The sequence below is a fragment of the Dyadobacter sp. CECT 9275 genome (genome assembly GCF_907164905.1).
Lineage (GTDB): Bacteria > Bacteroidota > Bacteroidia > Cytophagales > Spirosomataceae > Dyadobacter > Dyadobacter helix.
The window spans coordinates 1,339,139-1,356,955 of sequence record NZ_CAJRAF010000001.1 but is presented as its reverse complement, the minus strand read 5'-3'; the positions used below and the strand labels follow the sequence as shown (position 1 = coordinate 1,356,955).

The following is a 17,817-nucleotide window of genomic DNA, read 5'->3' as shown; positions in this document are numbered from 1 at the left end:
TATCAGAATAAGTATCTTAATTTACTCGTTTTTATTCAAAAGCTCTTCTTACGATCTCAGCCTGCTCCTTCGCATGTATTTTGGAGAAACCAGTTGATGGCGACGCGCTCGACTCCCTCGCAATTACTTCCAGAGGTTTGTTTCCTTTGTACATACGCAGCATAAATGTCCATCCGCCCATGTTAAAAGGCTCTTCCTGTACCCAGTAGGCTTTGGCATTTTTGAATTGGGCAAGATGTTCGTCAATCTGATTCTGTGGGAACGGATGCATTTGCTCAAGACGTATAATTGCTACATCGTCCCGTTTATCAGCCTGCTGTTTCTCGTACAGTTCATAGTACAGTTTGCCGGTACAGAACAATATCTTTTTGGTTTTTGCGGGATCTGCGTAGGTATCACCAATTGTTTCCTGGAATCTTCCGTTCACCAGGCTGTCCAGCGGAGAAACACACAATGGATGTCTCAGCATCGATTTTGGCGACATCACGATCAGTGGCTTCCGGAAAGGAAACTTCATCTGACGGCGCAGCAGGTGGAAAAAGTTAGCGGGCGTGGTAACGTTCGCAACGATGATGTTATAGTTAGCCGAAAGCTGCAGATACCGTTCCGGGCGAGCGTTAGAATGCTCGGGCCCTTGTCCTTCATAGCCGTGGGGCAACAACATCACCAAGCCTGTCCAGCGGTCCCATTTGGTTTCACTGGAGGTCACAAACTGATCTATGATCACCTGTGTACCATTTGCGAAATCCCCGAACTGAGCCTCCCAGATAACCAGTGCATTAGGATTGGCCATGGAATATCCGAATTCAAAACCCAGTACACCATATTCAGACAGCAACGAATTATAAATCATAAACTCACCCTGCCCTTCTTCAATGTGTGCCAGACTGCTATACGCCGCGTTGGTTTCAACATCTTTCAGCACGGCATGGCGGTGGGAGAAAGTACCCCGCTGCACATCCTGGCCGCTTAGCCGGACAATGTTACCTTCCGCCAGTACCGATCCGTAAGCAAGCAGCTCGGCCGTTGCCCAGTTTACCTCCTTCTTCTCAAATATCATTTGCTCCCTGTCTTTCAGCAATTTATCAATTTGCTTAAGACGATTAAAGCCATCAGGGGTAGTGATCAGTGCTTTGCCTATTTTTTCAAGAATATCAAGAGCAATACCTGTCTCAGGTGATTTTTCGAAATCCTCCGGTTTTGCTTTTCTTAACGAGTGCCATTCCTGTTCCAGCTTGGGCATAACGTAGGGCAGCGCTTTCTGCTTCACCATATCAAGGCGTTCCTGCAATAACTGCTTGAACTCCTTGTCCATATTGGCTGCCAGCTGCGCATCCACATCTCCACGATCTGCCAGTGTTTTCTGGTAAATCTCGCGCGGATTCTGATGTGTTTCAATGGTTTTGTACAGTACAGGCTGCGTAAACTTCGGTTCGTCGGCTTCGTTATGTCCGTGGCGGCGATAACAAACCATATCAATAAAAATATCCTTATTAAATTTCTGGCGATATTCCACAGCCAGGCGCATACAGAACACCACTGCTTCGGGATCATCACCATTTACGTGCAATACAGGAGCGTCAACGATCTTGGCAACATCCGTACAGTAGATGCTTGACCTTGCGTCAATAAAATCAGTTGTAAAACCAACCTGGTTATTGATTACAAAGTGTATGGTACCTCCGGTATAGTATCCGTTCAGCCCTGACATCTGCGTTACCTCATAAACAATCCCCTGACCTGCAACAGCTGCATCACCGTGAATCAATACAGGCAGGACACGGTCATAGTCGCTATCATACATACCGTCTGCACGGGCTCTGATGTATCCTTCCACCACCGGATTTACTGCTTCGAGGTGAGAGGGGTTAGGAGCAAGCTTCAAATGTACCTTATTGCCTTCCTTTGTGGTAATCTGGCTTGCATAACCCATATGGTATTTCACATCGCCATCTCCCCAGACCTGGTCCGGCAGATTACCTTCAAATTCATTAAAGATCTGGCCATAGGTTTTTTGCATGATGTTGGCCAGCACATTCAGACGGCCGCGGTGCGCCATCCCGATCATGACCTCAACCACACCCATTTCAGCCGCACGATTGATCATCGCATCAAGGGCCGGAATGGTTGTCTCTCCTCCTTCGAGGGAGAAACGTTTTTGGCCGAGATATTTGGTATGCAGGAAGTTTTCAAAAACTACCGCTTCGTTCAGTTTTGAAAGAATATGCTTTTTCTCATCAATCGAGAAATTCATATTCAGGGCTTCTTTCTCAATCTTCTTGCGCAGCCAGCTTTTTTGCTCTCTGTCTCGGATATACAGATATTCGAAACCAATATTTTTGGTATAAATCGTTTTCAGTGAATCAACAATCTCACGAAGCGTTGCCGGTCTGCCGAAAACTTCCACCCCTGCTTCAAAAACAAGGTCCAGATCTTCCGGACCAAGGTTAAAATCTGCTATATCAAGCTGTGGTTGCCTGTCCTTTCTCTTTTGAATCGGGTTTGTGGTTGCAAGCAGGTGTCCTCTTGACCTGAATCCGCGGATCAGGTGTACCACTTCCATTTCTTTTCGGATCTGTGCAGCATCTACCTTACCTACAACAGCGGCTTCTTTCCCGTTAACAGCCCCATTGGAATGGCCATTACCATTAACCGGGTATTTCTGAGAGAAATCAAAACCTTCAAAAAACTTCTGCCAGCCTTCATCAACGGAAGCAGGATCTTGCTTATAGGAATTATATAAATCCTCTATGTAAGCACCTTCGGAATTTGCTATATATGTGTATTTATCCATCACAAATGTGATTATTTCTTTTGCACGACAAAGTTACAAGACTTATGTTTACATAAGTATAAAAAATCTCCTTTTTAGCAATCTAATTAATGCTTTAAGGCAAATTCTCTGCAAGCTGTTACAGATTCAACATCACCTTTATTTTGTATTTCAACATATAAGCCTAAAAGTCAGTTTCTTATCTCTGGACCTCATAAACATTATCTGCTTTACTTAAAATTAAAATTTCTGAAAGCCGTTTGGCGAGGGAATAAATTTCAGCATCAGCTCATGAATACCTTTCGGGCCGGACTGCACATGATAAATCGCCTCCACTTGCCGTGTACTGTAAAAATATCCCAGCCTTACATTCTTGCCCACCTGTACCTCAGCTGAAAACTGCAGGTAATTAACTGGTACCGAGGCATTACTGATCCCCCCGCCAACACGATAAGATGCACCAATGCCAACTTTTTCACTGAACCAGAATCTCGCTCCGAAATCTGCGCGAAGTTTATGATCTTTCTCCTGTACCAGAAGCAAATGCGGCAGCATCATCAGGTCGGGGTTCAGGTAATAGCTGCCGCCTGCCATAACGTAAAGCGGGCGGCGGTAAAAAGCTGAGATGATCTGATCACCAAAATTCTGGCCCAGTATCTCCGGCTTGGATACCCCTACGTACCATTTATCGGAGTAAAGCCATCCTCCAAGTCCAAAACTCCCCAATGCTCTGTTATTTCCCCCCAACCCTCCGCCAGCCACGGGCAGTACGTTGATTCCTCCCTGTGCACCCAACGAAAATTTCCAGCTTTCCGTCACGTCAAGGTGATAGGCCAATGAGCCATATACACCGGTGGTGGTAAAGTAACTTGTCTGGTCATTCATAGCCTGAAACCCGATACCCAATTTACCTCCCGCAGTAGTACCATCCGCGGCAAAAGTCTGGCTTGAAGGGGAATTGGGTATCGTAAACCATTTCCTGCGAAACATGGCCGTCATATTAAATGTCTCCCGAACACCCGTGAAAGCCGGGTTGATCGCCATCGGATTCTGGAGGTATTGTTCAAAGATCACCTCTTTCTGCGCGTACACGCCATCTGTTTCCAGCAATATCCCCAATATTACGAACCATTTTATGAGATGGGCTACCCTGATCAGCTTTAACATTTTTACCTTTTGATATTAAAAAAATAGCAGGAGAACAATCTCCTGCCACAATAATAAACTTTTTCGTTGCCGTTATACTCAGTTTTACCACTAAAAGTCATAACCAAGTGTTACGTAGGGAATTGGCTTGTTGGTATAGCCGTTGTCCACGCCCCAGGCATAATCAAACTTAACATAAAAACCGAAAACAGTTGTTCTGGCACCCAGGCCATAGCCCATCAGGTAAGGATTTTTGAAGTCGGTTACTGTTGCTCTGAATGGGTCCTCGTCTCCACCTATGATTTGCGTATTCAGGCTGTTATTTTCACTGAATGGTCCTTTGCCCGTCCAGGCGGTGCCTATATCCCCAAATCCTACGATCTGGAAATTTCTCAGGAAACTGGAAGTAATCGCACCCCGGTAAAGATACTTAATGAGCGGAATACGTAGCTCTGCATTCAGCAACATGTAACTTGTTCCGGATAAACGGTTCAGATTAAATCCCCGGAGATTGGTGGCAAAATCTGCAAAGAAGATATCCCGGTTATCGATTGTCGGGCCAAATTGCAGCGGATCATTGGCCGTCCTGCTATCTTTTTTGTTAGAAATCCAGTTTTCCATCCCTCCCAGAATATTCTGCTTGGGAGCCTTGCCTCCCGAATGGCTTGCCGAAGCCCTGATGGCCAGGATCAGATCCCTGTGTATTTTTTGGTAATGCCGAAAATCAAGACTGACCCGGTTGAAGCTCTGATTGGTATTGGTAAGGCCCAGCTGGTTGTCATATCTGATCTTGAAACGGGTACCTTCCAGCATATTCAGCCCGTTCACACGGGTATTGTCAAAAACATATTCTGTTCTTAAGCCACCATAACTAGACGTGAGATCTGGGTTGGCAAGAATATATACATCAATCATCCGCGTTGAGGTATACATGGGAGACACCGTGATCCTGCTTGTCGTAGAGAACGGATAGGACACTGAAAAAGTAAACTGGTTATAACGATATTTCTGCGGCGCACCTTCTGAATCTATATAAAGGCTCTTCCTGTCAACTCTTGCACCAAAATCTATACGGCGCGTATTATTCCAATATTCCGCAAAAAGGTCACTGTTACGAAAGTTGGAATTTATGAAAATACCGGCCTTAATCACATGGTTTTCAAGCAAATCGTTCATTGAAATTGATTGCGAAAACCCGAAACCACGGACAGGATCGATCCGCCAGTCGGAACTTGCATCATTATTGATAAAAAGCCCCTTGTAAGGATATGGGCCCTTTATCGCTATGTTCTCCCGCACCGCCTTTGTACGTGTGAGTGCACTCGGGCTGCTTGCAAAAGTCCCTCTGCGCTGGCGTGACTCAAATGTCTTTAGTACATCTTCATCAAACTCATAGTTGTCGGTATCCACCTCACCATCTTTGAGCACAATCCTGGATTCCTGTGCTTTTGCTTTCGCTGCCGAATCTATTTTAGTATCAGTCTGTCCAGCAGCCTTTTGATCAACCTTCGGCCCTTTTTCAGTCACTGAGGGAACATTCAGGGAAGCATTAGGATCAAATGAATTCGTAAAAGCCGCTGTGTAATAACCGTCGTTCAGGTAGGTATAAGCCAGAGCTCCTCCCGAAGCCAGGTTTACATCCGCATTCCGTATATTAAAAATGTAATTGGTGAGCTGTGAAGAACTTCCCGAGGCTTTATCAAATTTATAAAGGTTATTAATGCCCTTTTCGTTAGATAAGTAAATCACTTCCTTATCATTGGCATATACCGGCATTACCTTGGTTTTCCCGCTACCCTGCATCAGTTTGGGAATCCGGTCGGATTTGGGGGTTCCATCGTGTTCGTACAAGGAAAGATAAGGTGTAATAGACTTATAATCGCCCTTCCCTGTCCCCAAAGTGTCGGCGGGGCGATTGGATGCGAAAATTACCCTTCTTGATGACCCCTGGACAAACCTTGGAGACAGGTCGTCATACAAATCATTGGTTAAGGGCAATGCTGAAGCCCGTGCAACGCTGATCAGGTAAAGGTCATTCTGGCCTCCTTTGTCTGCGCTTACCGCCAGCATGGTTCCGTCCTGTGAGATATCCATATCCACGATCTGATCCAGCCCACGGATATTTCTTTTCACTTTGACTCTCAGTTTTTTAGTACCTACGTTTTCATAAACGTACAGGTTTTTTCTGTCTCCTTCCGTGGCCAACACCGCCAGATTATTGGTGCGTGTCCAGCCGAGCAGCGGGGGTAAGTTTTTGGCCCTTCCTCCTACTACTTCGAGCTTACCCTGCCGAATCACCTTCCGGCTTCCTCTTTCACTGTCAATGATATATACCCGATACCTTCCTTTTTTGATTTCACTCACGGCTGTCCATTTCTTATCCGGTGAAAGCTTTACCACTGCGTTCACGTCCGTTGAGCCGAATTCGTTGAGCTGGTGCTTCCAGGTTGGCTTCGGATCAATGTAAAACTGTTCTGCATTTTTGTTTGCATCCAGGTAATAGGCTCGCCAGTCTCTTAAAAAACGGTTGTAGGAAGGCACGCCCAGCGTACTGGTGATACTGGTTTGCTCAGTGCGTATGATACGGGTGAGGTTCAGTATATCGGATATTTTATCCTTGCCATATCTCTCCGCTATATAGTTCCAGATAGAATGACCGATCAGCGTGGCGTCATTCCCTGTCATCAACGTTGGTTTTCTGATCTTTCTGTTTTTAAAAAAGTCGCGCATATAATCGCTTAGCTCCGGAGACCAGCCTTCCGAAATGTACGCCGCTGTTCCGCTCATAAACCACTCCGGAACGGTGAGCAGCAGGGAGCTTTGCAGCGCTTCTTTCATATTTCCGCCGTAAAGCATGTCATACACAAAAAGAAGACTGATATCTTTTACCAGTGTTTTGCGAAAACCGATCTGATCGCCGGTATAAGCTACCTCCACCCGCGACTGGGCCAGGTCCAGTTTCTGATCTTCCAGATTATCCAGCGTGGACAATCCCATATTGCTTTGTTCAAGGTCGGAAGGCGAGTTGTAGAGAAAAATCTTGACGCGGTTATAGGGCGTCCAACCCAGTACATCCGTAATCCGGTCGAACTCGCTTTCAGCATACTGCGCTGCCAGCTTGGCCAGTGCTGTTCCGCCCTGATAGTGATAAATTTCAAAATTGGTAGTCCTGAAAATCTTCCAGTCGAAAGTCCTGTACTGCACACGGTTTTTGCCGAAAGTTTCCTGCGACGGATAACGCTGTGCTATTGTATCTGTATATAATCCTATTAATATCAAAAGATTGACCGGCAAGGTCAATTTAAATATAGATCTTATGCTCATAGTATGACGGCTGACTTCAATGGAAATATAACGAAAAATACCTTTTAATATTCACTAACGGATTCAATTCTTTGCCATGTTCCAGATGTTGAGCGAATTCATTTGCAAAAAATGGCGCCAGAGTAACTCCTTTGGTACCGAGTCCGTTAAAAATCCCCACCCTGTTTTCTTCGGGATGTATCCCGATTAAAGGTCTCCTGTCTTTCACGGACGGCCGCAGCCCGGCATTTTGTTTTGTTACGGTAAAGGGTACATTCAGTAACGATCTGATCTTGTCGGCCAGCTCATTTTTGGCCGCATCTGTTGTTTCCCAATCCAGCGGATCCCAGGAATAAGTAGCTCCAACCCGTGCCGAGTCCTTTGACAGCGGTAAAATAAAAATCCCCTGATTAACGATATAAGGTTTCAGAATATTTTCCACGGCAATGTCTAAAATCTCACCTTTTACAGGACTGAAAGGCAGCCAGTTAAAAAATGAGTTTTCCAGCGCCATCACTCCCTGGCACAAAATCACCTTATTAAAAGTTTTCCCGTTCCACTCCACAGTATCCGAAGTAAAGATCAGATCTTCGGCGGCAAACCTTTCTTCGGTGTATATACCCTCTTTTTCAAAATAAATCTTACTCTGATCCAGTAAAAGCGGCAGATCTACCCAACCCGATTGCCCCACTTTCAGACCTCCATAGGGATTGCTAATATAATCCAGCGGCAACAAATCGTCAGTCTGGCTGGTAATGTACTGTGCTATGCCAGGGTTAGCCGTCTGAGCAAGATACGTATTCTGCTCTTCGATGGATCGGTAAGGTCGATAAACCGGAAGAGGATAAACAAGCTTTATATTCAGCTTGTTTTCGAGAGATGCATAAAATTCACTGGCATAAGGAAAGAGTTGGTCTGCCAGCCAGGTTTTTACCAGCTTTTTTCCCGTCAAAGGGTTGAAAATCCCCGCCGCCACTCTGGATGAAGAGGGCAGGGATGAATCACCCACCACCCTGATTTTTTTCCCAAGCCTATGCAGGTGCCAGGCCAGTGCAGTACCTCCTATTCCCTGCCCCACGATAAGATAATCGTAATCAACAGATATACCGCCCCTGTTAGTCATGGCGCATTTCCCGCTTTCTGAGAGACAACCCTATTTGTTCGTCAGCCAGCCGTACCACCAGCTCCACCTGTTCGTCCAGAGTCATCAGGGAATTATCAATATAAACGGCGTCTGACGCCTGCCTGAGCGGACTTTCCGCTCGATGGGTATCGATATAGTCACGGTTTTTAAGATTATCTACAATTTCCTGAAAACCGACCATTTCGCCTTTTTGAAGCAGTTCCAGCTGCCTCCTCTGAGCGCGGATGAGCGGATCGGCATTCATGAATATTTTCAGTTCGGCTTGTGGAAACACGACGGTCCCTATATCCCGGCCATCCATCACAATACCTTTGGCCTTACCCATACGCTGCTGCTGGGCAACCAGTGCATGCCGTACCGCTGCCACAGCACTCACATCGCTCACTCTTTCTGAAACATACATTTTTCTGATTTCATCTTCCACATTGAGGCCATTCAGATAGGTATCATTTCTGCCTAATTCCGGATGCCGCCGAAAGCTGATATGAATGTTGTCCAGGGCATTTTCTATTTCCCTGGGATTGGTGAGCGAGATATGGTTCTGGAGAAAATACAAGGTAACAGCCCGGTACATAGCTCCGGTGTCTATATAAGGGTAATTTAATTGGCCTGCAACGAGTTTGGCGGTTGTGCTTTTTCCACAACTTGAATAGCCGTCGATGGCAACAATAATTTTGGGCATAAGGTATCTAATCAGGCATTGTCTAAAACCTCCATATGGTCCGTGTATGTAAAACACAGCAACAGATGAGCTGTGCAAAATTAGAAGAAAGAATAAGGGGGCGTAATTTTTGAACGCTTTTGTTTGAAGAAATATTCAAACCGGTCTGTACCCGTTTTAATTACAGCTCATCTACTAAAAATATCACCATACTCCGGGCACCATGCGCCCCAATCACCAGCGATTGCTCAATATCTGCCGTTTTGGAGGGTCCGGCAATGAAACATCCCCAACCGGTAGTATCCTGGAGACGATTGTATGCCTCATGCATGTTATTGACGAGCGCGTCCCTGGGAATGACGAAAGCCAGGTTTTGGGTAATAAAAGGAAGTGCCCGATGCGGCAGGTACTGATCTGATATCCAGACCGCCCCATTTTCAGCCACCCCAAATTCCGCCCTCAGAATGGCCATCTCGATCAGCTCAAGTTCATGCGGATCGGAAACTTCCAGGCTGAAATCAGCCCAGGGCAAAAGTGCAGGAATGGTTGTGGCGCGGTTAACCACCTCTCCGTACATTTCCATTGCTTTATCCAGCAGTTCCTGCAAATTTTTGACAGAAATCACTTCGGTATAAATAGCAGCCAGTACATCGGTGAAAGTTTGCTGCGTATCCGAATAATCACTTTGGTAAGTAAATTCCTCCGGCAGCGCCGTTGCCGCTGGTTTATTTGCTTTCACCTGGCTCAGTATCTTATCTCTTGCATTCATACGATACAACTAGTTTTTTCTATTTCTTACATACCAGTCCCTGAAACTTTCCCTGGGAGGTTCGGGCATTTCCCGTTGTTTAAACCAGGGATTGAGGCTGTTGTTAACCACAAACGGAACCGTACGCATCACCGCTCTTCCCAACCTCCCCGACCACTGATAAAATCTTGGCTGAGATAATACTACGGACATTGCCTTGATTCCCACCTCCTTACTTTTGGGTATATATCCCTGACTTGCCAGTACCTGGCGCCACTTATAAAGCTGGTCGTGGATATCTATTTTTACGGGACATACATTGGAACAGCTTCCGCAAAGGGTACTGGCAAAAGGCAGATCAGCGTTTTTAGTCATATCCAGATTGGGTGCCAGAATAGATCCGATCGGCCCCGCAACCGCGTTGTGGTAACTATGCCCCCCGCTACGGCGATAAACAGGGCAGGTATTCATGCAGGCACCGCAACGGATGCATTTCAGCGAATTACGGAAATCGGCCCGGCCCAGCTGGGTACTGCGTCCATTGTCAAGGATCACGATATGCATCTCCTGCCCGGCCCGTGGTTTTTTGAAATGGCTGCTGTAAGTGGTGATCGGCTGGCCGGTGGCACTTCTGGCGAGTAATCTCAGGAATACTCCCAAATGTTCCTGCCTCGGGATAATCTTTTCAAATCCCATACAGGCAATGTGCACATCGGCCAGGTGGGCGCCCATGTCCGCATTCCCTTCGTTGGTCGAAACCACAAAGCCTCCCGTTTCCGCAATGGCAAAATTTACCCCGGTCAGTGCGGCCTTGCGGGTCAGGAATTTGTCGCGCAAATGCTGCCTTGCCGCTTCGGTCAGATACTGCGGGTCCGTTGCACCTTCGTCTGTCCCCAGATGTTCATGAAATAAGTCGCCAATATCTTTTTTCTTGAGGTGAATCGCAGGTAATACAATGTGGCTAGGCGGCTCCTCACGCAGCTGAACGATCCTTTCACCCAAATCGGTATCAATCACCTCAACCCCGTTACGCGAGAGGAAATCATTCATATGACATTCTTCTGTGAGCATGGATTTACTTTTAACCATTTGCTTCACATTGTGCTTTTTCAGGATACCCAGTACAATCTCGTTATGCTCCGCCGCGTCTGTTGCCCAATGCACATGTATGCCATTCGCCTTCGCCTTTTCTTCGAAAGCGACCAGCAATTCATCCAGATGCGACAAAACATAATTTTTGATCTGTGATGCCGATTCCCTCAAAGCTTCCCATTCAGGAAGCTGCTTGGAAGATCTGTCACGTTTCTGGCGCACAAACCACAGCGTTTCGTCATGCCAGTCTACATAACTTTCATCGCGGTTAAACACCTCGGAAGCTGCTGCGTGATCCATCGTTACCTTCGTCATGGTTCTCTTAACAATTAGTTAATAGTACTTTTTAAAGAACTTAAATTGTACTTTTCACATTCATTGTACTATTTAAAGTCAACAGATTATTTATTAAACATTTTTAAAAATATCTTAAAAATGCTATTTGATTGTATTGCAATAGCTTATACCTTTGAATTACAAAGTTTTTCGATCGGGGCATCGGAGTCTGATCAAAGTTTAATTTTAACTTTTTTTAGACACAAACAAATTTCAACTCCTATGAAAACCAAAAACACTCTATTCGCAGCAGCCCTGACCGGCATGCTTTTATCAGGTTCGGCATTTACTTCTAATGCACAGAATAACTTAGCTACTGCAGACAAAAGCGAAACTACTTCCGAGAAGTTAAGCGTTGTGCAGGTTAAACCCATGCAATTCCGCGTTTCATATATCACACCTCAGTCAAAAATAGTTGCTGTACGTATTCTGGATACTGATAAAAATGTTCTTTTTTCAGAAAACAGACGTACTGATTCAAACTATCTGAAATATTTTGACCTGTCGACCCTGATGGACGGTACTTATACCTTCGAAATCACGGATGGCAAAGAGAAGTATGCTCAATCGTTTGATATTTTGACCAAGACGAGCCGCGTCGTTTCTTCTATCAACTAACGACAGACGCTTCTCAGATTCTGAACTTCCGTAAACTTTGTAAAATACCGGTGCTCATAAGGGTGCCGGTATTTGTTTTACAGCACTGTTCAGGATTTCTGCAATATGCTTCACCTTTACACCTGAATTACCTCGTTTTAAGATTCCCTCCAGGTGCATCAGACAGCTCATATCGGAACCCGTAATATATTCGGCATCATGTCTGACATGGTCCGCAACTCTGTCTTTACCCATCTTAACGGATATTGCTTCCTCGCTCACGCAGAAAGTACCTCCAAAACCACAGCACTCGTCCTTCCTGTCCAAGCTGATAAGTTCCAATCCATTGACACTTTTAAGCAGCGTTTCGGGCTTTGAATAAGGTGCTGCATTCAGTTCCGACATCTGGGACAGGTGAAGCCCCCGTTGCCCGTGGCATCCCTGGTGTAATCCTACCCGATGTGGGAACTCTGCCTGGATTGAATCAATTTTCAAAACATCAGTAATAAATTCCACCAGTTCGTACACTCTCTTTCTTAAAACCTTCGATTCCTCCGGTTTGTCCTCCACCTTCAGGTGCTCCTTGATATGCAGCACACAACTTCCCGAAGGAGACACCACATAGTCGCAATCCGAGAAAGAATTATAAAACAGGCTGTTGCATGAACCCGTCATACTTTCAAAACCAGAGTTTGCCATGGGTTGCCCGCAACAGGTTTGATTAAGAGGAAAAACAACATTGCAACCCAGCTTTTCCAGCAGTTCAAGCGTGGCAATACCTACCTGCGGGTAGAACTGGTCCACATAACAGGGAATAAAAAGGCCTATTCTAAGATTTGAGAAGTTCATGTGATTACCAGAATTCAATGGTGGCAACGATGGGAAAGTGATCCGAAACCTGTGGGTAACCTCTGACTACCCTATAGTTTTTAACACGCACCTTGTTGTTGAGTAATACAAAAATATAATCCAGCCTGTCGCCCGGGAGCCCCTCAGCCCAGGTACCTAACTGAGAGCCTTGCCCTGCGTCCTGCCATTTTTTCCTGAAAGAAAAATAAGGCTGCTCATTTGGCCTCGCTCCCATATCCATCCCCAGCATAACCGGCTGTATGCTTTCCTCGAGCATTCTGTTGATATAGGCAGCCTGTAACGCCCTGTCAATCACGGAGGCATATTCAAGCCTCGAATTACAGATACGAAATGTCAGGTACCTCGAATGGCTGATCAGCCCACACAGCAATATTTTCGGGTCAGCTCCTGGAGTGGAGGGTAATTTGATCACCTGTGAATTTTCAAAAGGCCATCTGGACAAAATACCTACGCCCTGCGAACCGTTTTCGGACTCCTCCGCAACGCCATACAAATAATGCATCCCGGTTTGTACGGCCAGTTGCCGTAACTGAAATTGCGTTTTACTATCGGATACCAAACTATCTACCGCCTGTAACGTGACAATATCAGGCTTTTGTTCTCTGATTATCCTCAGGATACCCATCAAGTTAGACTTCTCATCCATACCTTCCCCATGACGGACATTGAAACTCATGACCTTGATCTCAGCACCCCGGCGGGGTGGCTGTGAGGCAATCAATACCACACTCAAAAAGCACAAAAACAGATAGGGTACAAATTTCTTCAAAATAAAAGCCGCAAGGGTTACAATTCCGGCCAGAGGGCATACAACAGCTCCCGGCTTTTAAGTAATTTTCCAGGAAGATTTCAACGTTGCGAATTATTCTTTTACCAGCCTGATGCGCTCCGGGGTTTTATACCAAAGCAAAAATCTGATCCATCAAAACCCACTTCTCCCCTTTTTTTGCTGTCGGAAGCGCCTGTTGGTATCCCCACATGAGCTTCTCCCATTCCTGCACTTTCGGATTTTCCAGATCCATTTTGGCTTTTACTTCAAAACTGAAATCGTCCTCGGTTACCATGATCATGAACAACCGGTTGCCCGTACGGAAAATCTCCATTTGGGTAACACCGGCATCCAGGATACTCTTTTCGATTTCCGGCCTTATCTTTTTGTGGTATGCCTCATATTCGGCAATCATAACAGGATCATCAACAAGATCTACGGCCAGACAATATCTTTTCATAATTTTCCAATCAACCGGATTAATTGAATAACAATCTTATTAGCGTATCTGTGAACCTTTGAATCCATACCAGGAAATGAATGCAAACAACACAACGGGCAGGATAAACGAAAAGGCAGTACTGGTGGCATCGGCTATGGCACCCATTACCGGTGGAAACAATGCTCCTCCCACAATCCCCATGATAATATAGGACGATGCCTGTTTTGTAAATTTCCCCATATCTTTTACCCCAAGCGCAAAAATGGTAGGGAAAGTGATACTTTGAAAGAAAAAGAAAGCAACAAAGGCATATATGGACGCTTGTCCAAGTAAGTTAAAAGTTACGATCAGCAACAGTACCACAATGGCCGCTCCGTAAATACCCAGCAAGGTACTGGCTTTCACGAAGCGCATAAAAAAGGTACCTGCAAACCGGCCCACCATAAAAACCACCATCCCGCTCGAAAGCAAAATGGAGGCTTCCTGGTTGGAAATATTAATACTTTCAGTAGCGTAGTTTATAAAAAATCCCCAGGTACAGCTTTGCGCCCCAACGTTCAATAGCTGAGAAAATGCACCAAGGGTAAAATGGGTGTGTTGAAAAAGACTTTTGCCAACATGCCCGGAAGTATCCTCCACCAACGTTTCTTCCTGTACTTCTGGCATCGGTGTCAGGAAAAAAAGAACAGTTACCAAAAGCACCACTGCGCCCACGATCATGTAGGGCAGCTGAACCGAATCGAAACCGGCCTCTATACTTTCGGATTTATTGGCAAAAACGAACAAACCTCCAACCAGCGGTCCGATAATTACACCCAACCCATTAAAAGACTGTGCCATATTAAGGCGCTGCTCTGAGGTTTCTGGTGAGCCAAGGACAGTGGTGTAAGGGTTTGCAGCTGTCTCAAGAAAGGCCAGGCCGCAGGCCAGCACAAACAAGGCCACCAGAAAAAACGGCCAGGACTGCGCCTCTCCTGCCGGATATACCAAAAATGCCCCGATGGCGTACAGTAACAACCCGGCAATTATCCCCTTTTTATAACCGTATTTTTTCATGAAATAACCAGCGGGCAAAGCCATGAAAAAATAAGCACCATAGGTACACACCTGCACCCAGGCCGACTCCGAAATACTCAGACCAAGTACTTCCTGAAAATGTTTATTGAGCACATCCAACATACTGATTGCAAATCCCCAGAGGAAAAATAAGCTCGTGACCAGCGCCAGGGGAATAAGATATTTCTGGCCAGAGCCGGAGCCATCTTTCACAGTTACATTACCAGTAGATTGAAGTTGTGCCATTCGATATAGTTGTTTTCAGGTTAGGTTATTGTTTAAATCAGTCAAGATTATAAAAGCGGGTGGCATTATCACCCATTACTTTTTGCCTTTCTTCTGGAGAAAAGGCGCTGAGATATTCGTCGGCTATACTTTTCATACGGCCATAATCCGAGGCTACCAGGCATACCGGCCAGTCGGATCCAAACATTATCCGATCCGTACCAAAGGCTTCGAAGACCGTATCCAGGTAAGGTCTGAAATCTGCGCCCTCCCATTGTTTCCAATCCGCCTCGGTTACCATGCCCGACACTTTACAGCAGACATTAGGTAATTCTGCCAGTCTTCCTATGTCGGTAGCCCAGGGCTCCACTTCACCTTTTTTAATGTAAGGCTTAGCAATATGATCCAGTACAAAACGAACTTTCGGCAATTGTTTGGCAAAGTCATACGCTTCTTTCAGCTGATGCGGATAGATCAGTATGTCATAGGTAAAATCAAAAGCGATTAACGTGCCGACACCTTTTATGAAATCCGGCTGGAGCAGGAAGCCGTCTGCCTCGGTCTGTACAACATGCCTGAAACCTTTCAGTTTTTCGAAACTGGAATATGCCTCCAGCCGATTGTAAAGGTTGCTATCACACAGATCAATCCAGCCCACAACACCTTTGACGAAATCATTGGCCTCTGCCAGGTGCAGTAAAAATTCCGTTTCCGCATCCGACTGATCTGCCTGAACCGCCACACAACCATCCACCCCGTTTTGCCTCAAAAACGGCTCTAAATCCTCCGGAAGAAAATTCCTTTGGATCACAGCCATTTCAGGTGTAATCCACGAATCCCTCACAGGGTCAAAAATCCAGAAGTGCTGATGCGCATCAATCGTCATGCCTTCCAAGCTATGGCTTCCTGTTTTTGCACCCCAAGGCCTTCTATTCCAAGCTCTACCACATCACCAGCTTTCAGATATACCTGCGGTTTCATCCCAAGTCCTACACCAGCCGGTGTACCTGTGGTGATCATATCTCCCGGCAGCAGGCTCATGAACTGGCTGAGATAACTAACCAGAAACGGTATTTGAAAAATCATATCCGAAGTATTGCTATCCTGGATTTTGGTACCGTTTAATGATAACCAAAGGTCCAGATTATTCGCATTTTTGATCTCCGAAGCAGGAACAAAATAGGGTCCGAGCGGAGCGAAAGTATCATTGCTCTTTCCTTTCACCCATTGTCCGCCGCGCTCCAGCTGAAAAGCACGTTCCGAATAATCATTGTGAACGGCATATCCGGCAACATAGTCCAGCGCGTTAGCCTCGTCTACATAACTTGCCTTTTTACCGATGATCACCGCGAGCTCTACCTCCCAGTCTGTCTTTTCAGAATTACGGGGAATAATCACCTGGTCAAATGGGCCGCACAATGCGGATGTTGCCTTAAAAAAAATGATCGGCTCTTTGGGAAGTTCCGTAGCGCCGGATTCGTAAGCATGTTTGGCATAATTCATTCCGATGCAGACGATCTTGGACGGGCGGGCAATACAAGAGCCATATCGAAAACCCTTTTCAATTCGGGGAGCCGACTCAGCATTGGTTTCCAGCCAGGTTCTGAGACGGTTTACGCCATCGGTTCCGAAAAATTTCTCATTATAATCTTCTCCGAAAGCAGATACATCAATCTGTGTTCCATCAGGAAGCTCCACTGCAGGTTTTTCCTGTTCAAAAGCACCAAAGCGAAAAAGTTTCATTATGAAATGGTTTAGTTAAGCTGTCGGCCTGCTGCCCTCAGCTATTAATTGTAATTCAGGTTTAATATCTACGTCAGGCATTTACGATCCGCCTGCCATTTTTTTAATTATTGAGTTTCTCAAAACCACCGTCGATCAGATAATCACAGCCGGTAATAAATCCTGCTTCGTCTGAACAGAGGTATAATGCCAGCGCACCAATCTCCTCAGGTTTGGCCATACGCCCTATAGGCTGGGTTTTTGATAGTTTTTCAAACATTTCAGCTTCTTTGCCTGGATAGGTTTTGCTGATAAAGCCATCTACGAAAGGTGTATGCACCCGGGCCGGAGAAATACTGTTGCAACGGATGTTCTCACCCAGGTAATCCCGCGCAACGGATAAAGTCATAGAGTACACCGCACCCTTTGCGGTAGAATATGCAAACCTGTCGGGAATACCTACCGTTGCGGCAATGGATGCCATGTTGAGAATAACCCCGCCTCCATTGGCTTTAAGATGAGGAATGGTAGCGAAAAGACAGTTGTAAACACCTTTGATATTGACATTATAGATCCGGTCAAAATCAGACTCGGAAGTAGTATCCGCTTTCCCGATGTGTGCTATTCCTGCATTATTGACAAGTATGTTGATCTGCTGTTCTGCTGCAATAGCATCAATAACTTTCACTACATCAGCTTGTTTGGAAATATCTACGGAATGTGCCTGTGCTTTTCCGCCCTCTTTAGAAATTTCTTCAGCTACCTGCTGTGCAAGCTCTGCATTCAGTTCCAGGATATGCACTTGGGCACCCTGTCTGGCAAATGTCTTACTGATTGCCAACCCGATACCGCTGGCCCCGCCGGTTACAAGGGCAACTTTACCATTTAAATCAAACATGAATTTATTTTTATCAATAATATAATCAGTTAAAA

General features: G+C 45.7%; 15 protein-coding genes. 1 reads left to right on the top strand and 14 read right to left on the bottom strand.

The window, feature by feature from the left end; translation table 11 throughout:
• Positions 1-31: 31 nt before the first annotated feature.
• From KOE27_RS05555 to KOE27_RS05525, 7 genes are all read right to left on the bottom strand, one after another.
• Positions 32-2,794: a 2-oxoglutarate dehydrogenase E1 component gene (locus KOE27_RS05555; RefSeq protein WP_215237833.1), complete on the bottom strand. Its 2,763-nt coding sequence runs from the start codon at positions 2,792-2,794 to the stop codon at positions 32-34.
• A gap of 219 nt (positions 2,795-3,013) precedes the next feature.
• Positions 3,014-3,940, bottom strand: a complete 927-nt coding sequence (locus KOE27_RS05550) for a PorP/SprF family type IX secretion system membrane protein (RefSeq protein ID WP_215237832.1) — start codon at positions 3,938-3,940, stop codon at positions 3,014-3,016.
• A 90-nt stretch (positions 3,941-4,030) separates the two neighbouring features.
• Complete coding sequence (locus tag KOE27_RS05545) at positions 4,031-7,243, bottom strand: hypothetical protein (RefSeq protein ID WP_215237831.1); 3,213 nt, start codon at positions 7,241-7,243, stop codon at positions 4,031-4,033.
• A gap of 16 nt (positions 7,244-7,259) precedes the next feature.
• The gene (locus tag KOE27_RS05540; RefSeq protein WP_215237830.1) at positions 7,260-8,345 is read right to left on the bottom strand and encodes an NAD(P)/FAD-dependent oxidoreductase; all 1,086 of its coding nucleotides are present in this window, start codon (positions 8,343-8,345) and stop codon (positions 7,260-7,262) included.
• Positions 8,338-9,048, bottom strand: a complete 711-nt coding sequence (gene cmk / locus KOE27_RS05535) for a (d)CMP kinase (RefSeq protein ID WP_215237829.1) — start codon at positions 9,046-9,048, stop codon at positions 8,338-8,340. The genes KOE27_RS05540 and cmk overlap by 8 nt, the downstream gene beginning before the upstream one ends.
• 160 nt (positions 9,049-9,208) lie before the next feature.
• Complete coding sequence (locus KOE27_RS05530) at positions 9,209-9,796, bottom strand: LutC/YkgG family protein (protein ID WP_215237828.1); 588 nt, start codon at positions 9,794-9,796, stop codon at positions 9,209-9,211.
• Positions 9,797-9,805: 9 nt separating this feature from the next.
• Positions 9,806-11,182 carry a lactate utilization protein B gene (locus tag KOE27_RS05525; RefSeq protein ID WP_215237827.1) on the bottom strand — a complete coding sequence of 459 codons (1,377 nt, stop codon included), beginning with the start codon at positions 11,180-11,182 and terminating at the stop codon, positions 9,806-9,808.
• A 243-nt stretch (positions 11,183-11,425) separates the two neighbouring features.
• Between KOE27_RS05525 and KOE27_RS05520 the strand changes: the two genes are divergently transcribed.
• Positions 11,426-11,821: a hypothetical protein gene (locus tag KOE27_RS05520; RefSeq protein WP_215237826.1), complete on the top strand. Its 396-nt coding sequence runs from the start codon at positions 11,426-11,428 to the stop codon at positions 11,819-11,821.
• Positions 11,822-11,875: 54 nt separating this feature from the next.
• Here the strand turns inward: KOE27_RS05520 and KOE27_RS05515 are convergent, their stop codons facing one another.
• The 7 genes from KOE27_RS05515 to KOE27_RS05485 form a co-directional block, all read right to left on the bottom strand.
• Positions 11,876-12,649 (bottom strand): (Fe-S)-binding protein, encoded by a 774-nt coding sequence (locus tag KOE27_RS05515; RefSeq protein ID WP_215237825.1) that lies wholly within the window; start codon positions 12,647-12,649, stop codon positions 11,876-11,878.
• A 4-nt stretch (positions 12,650-12,653) separates the two neighbouring features.
• Entirely contained in the window at positions 12,654-13,439 is a 786-nt protein-coding gene (locus tag KOE27_RS05510; RefSeq protein WP_229252654.1) for an endonuclease/exonuclease/phosphatase family protein, read from the bottom strand.
• Positions 13,440-13,566: 127 nt separating this feature from the next.
• The gene (locus KOE27_RS05505) at positions 13,567-13,899 is read right to left on the bottom strand and encodes an L-rhamnose mutarotase (protein WP_215237824.1); all 333 of its coding nucleotides are present in this window, start codon (positions 13,897-13,899) and stop codon (positions 13,567-13,569) included.
• Between the two features lie 39 nt (positions 13,900-13,938).
• Positions 13,939-15,183, bottom strand: coding sequence for an L-fucose:H+ symporter permease (gene fucP, locus KOE27_RS05500; protein WP_215237823.1), 1,245 nt, complete (start codon positions 15,181-15,183; stop codon positions 13,939-13,941).
• A gap of 37 nt (positions 15,184-15,220) precedes the next feature.
• The gene (locus tag KOE27_RS05495) at positions 15,221-16,048 is read right to left on the bottom strand and encodes an amidohydrolase family protein (RefSeq protein ID WP_215238387.1); all 828 of its coding nucleotides are present in this window, start codon (positions 16,046-16,048) and stop codon (positions 15,221-15,223) included.
• Positions 16,045-16,905 (bottom strand): fumarylacetoacetate hydrolase family protein, encoded by an 861-nt coding sequence (locus KOE27_RS05490; RefSeq protein WP_215237822.1) that lies wholly within the window; start codon positions 16,903-16,905, stop codon positions 16,045-16,047. The genes KOE27_RS05495 and KOE27_RS05490 overlap by 4 nt, the downstream gene beginning before the upstream one ends.
• Positions 16,906-17,008: 103 nt before the next feature.
• Positions 17,009-17,782, bottom strand: coding sequence for an SDR family NAD(P)-dependent oxidoreductase (locus tag KOE27_RS05485; protein WP_215237821.1), 774 nt, complete (start codon positions 17,780-17,782; stop codon positions 17,009-17,011).
• Positions 17,783-17,817 lie beyond the last annotated feature (35 nt).

What these genes read in the sequence shown, in the direction of transcription:
- KOE27_RS05555 (WP_215237833.1), bottom strand. Translation starts at nt 2,794, where the DNA reads ATGGATAAATACACATATATAGCAAATTCCGAAGGTGCTTACATAGAG.
- KOE27_RS05550 (WP_215237832.1), bottom strand. Translation starts at nt 3,940, where the DNA reads ATGTTAAAGCTGATCAGGGTAGCCCATCTCATAAAATGGTTCGTAATA.
- KOE27_RS05545 (WP_215237831.1), bottom strand. Translation starts at nt 7,243, where the DNA reads ATGAGCATAAGATCTATATTTAAATTGACCTTGCCGGTCAATCTTTTG.
- KOE27_RS05540 (WP_215237830.1), bottom strand. Translation starts at nt 8,345, where the DNA reads ATGACTAACAGGGGCGGTATATCTGTTGATTACGATTATCTTATCGTG.
- cmk (WP_215237829.1), bottom strand. Translation starts at nt 9,048, where the DNA reads ATGCCCAAAATTATTGTTGCCATCGACGGCTATTCAAGTTGTGGAAAA.
- KOE27_RS05530 (WP_215237828.1), bottom strand. Translation starts at nt 9,796, where the DNA reads ATGAATGCAAGAGATAAGATACTGAGCCAGGTGAAAGCAAATAAACCA.
- KOE27_RS05525 (WP_215237827.1), bottom strand. Translation starts at nt 11,182, where the DNA reads ATGACGAAGGTAACGATGGATCACGCAGCAGCTTCCGAGGTGTTTAAC.
- KOE27_RS05520 (WP_215237826.1), top strand. Translation starts at nt 11,426, where the DNA reads ATGAAAACCAAAAACACTCTATTCGCAGCAGCCCTGACCGGCATGCTT.
- KOE27_RS05515 (WP_215237825.1), bottom strand. Translation starts at nt 12,649, where the DNA reads ATGAACTTCTCAAATCTTAGAATAGGCCTTTTTATTCCCTGTTATGTG.
- KOE27_RS05505 (WP_215237824.1), bottom strand. Translation starts at nt 13,899, where the DNA reads ATGAAAAGATATTGTCTGGCCGTAGATCTTGTTGATGATCCTGTTATG.
- fucP (WP_215237823.1), bottom strand. Translation starts at nt 15,183, where the DNA reads ATGGCACAACTTCAATCTACTGGTAATGTAACTGTGAAAGATGGCTCC.
- KOE27_RS05495 (WP_215238387.1), bottom strand. Translation starts at nt 16,048, where the DNA reads ATGACGATTGATGCGCATCAGCACTTCTGGATTTTTGACCCTGTGAGG.
- KOE27_RS05490 (WP_215237822.1), bottom strand. Translation starts at nt 16,905, where the DNA reads ATGAAACTTTTTCGCTTTGGTGCTTTTGAACAGGAAAAACCTGCAGTG.
- KOE27_RS05485 (WP_215237821.1), bottom strand. Translation starts at nt 17,782, where the DNA reads ATGTTTGATTTAAATGGTAAAGTTGCCCTTGTAACCGGCGGGGCCAGC.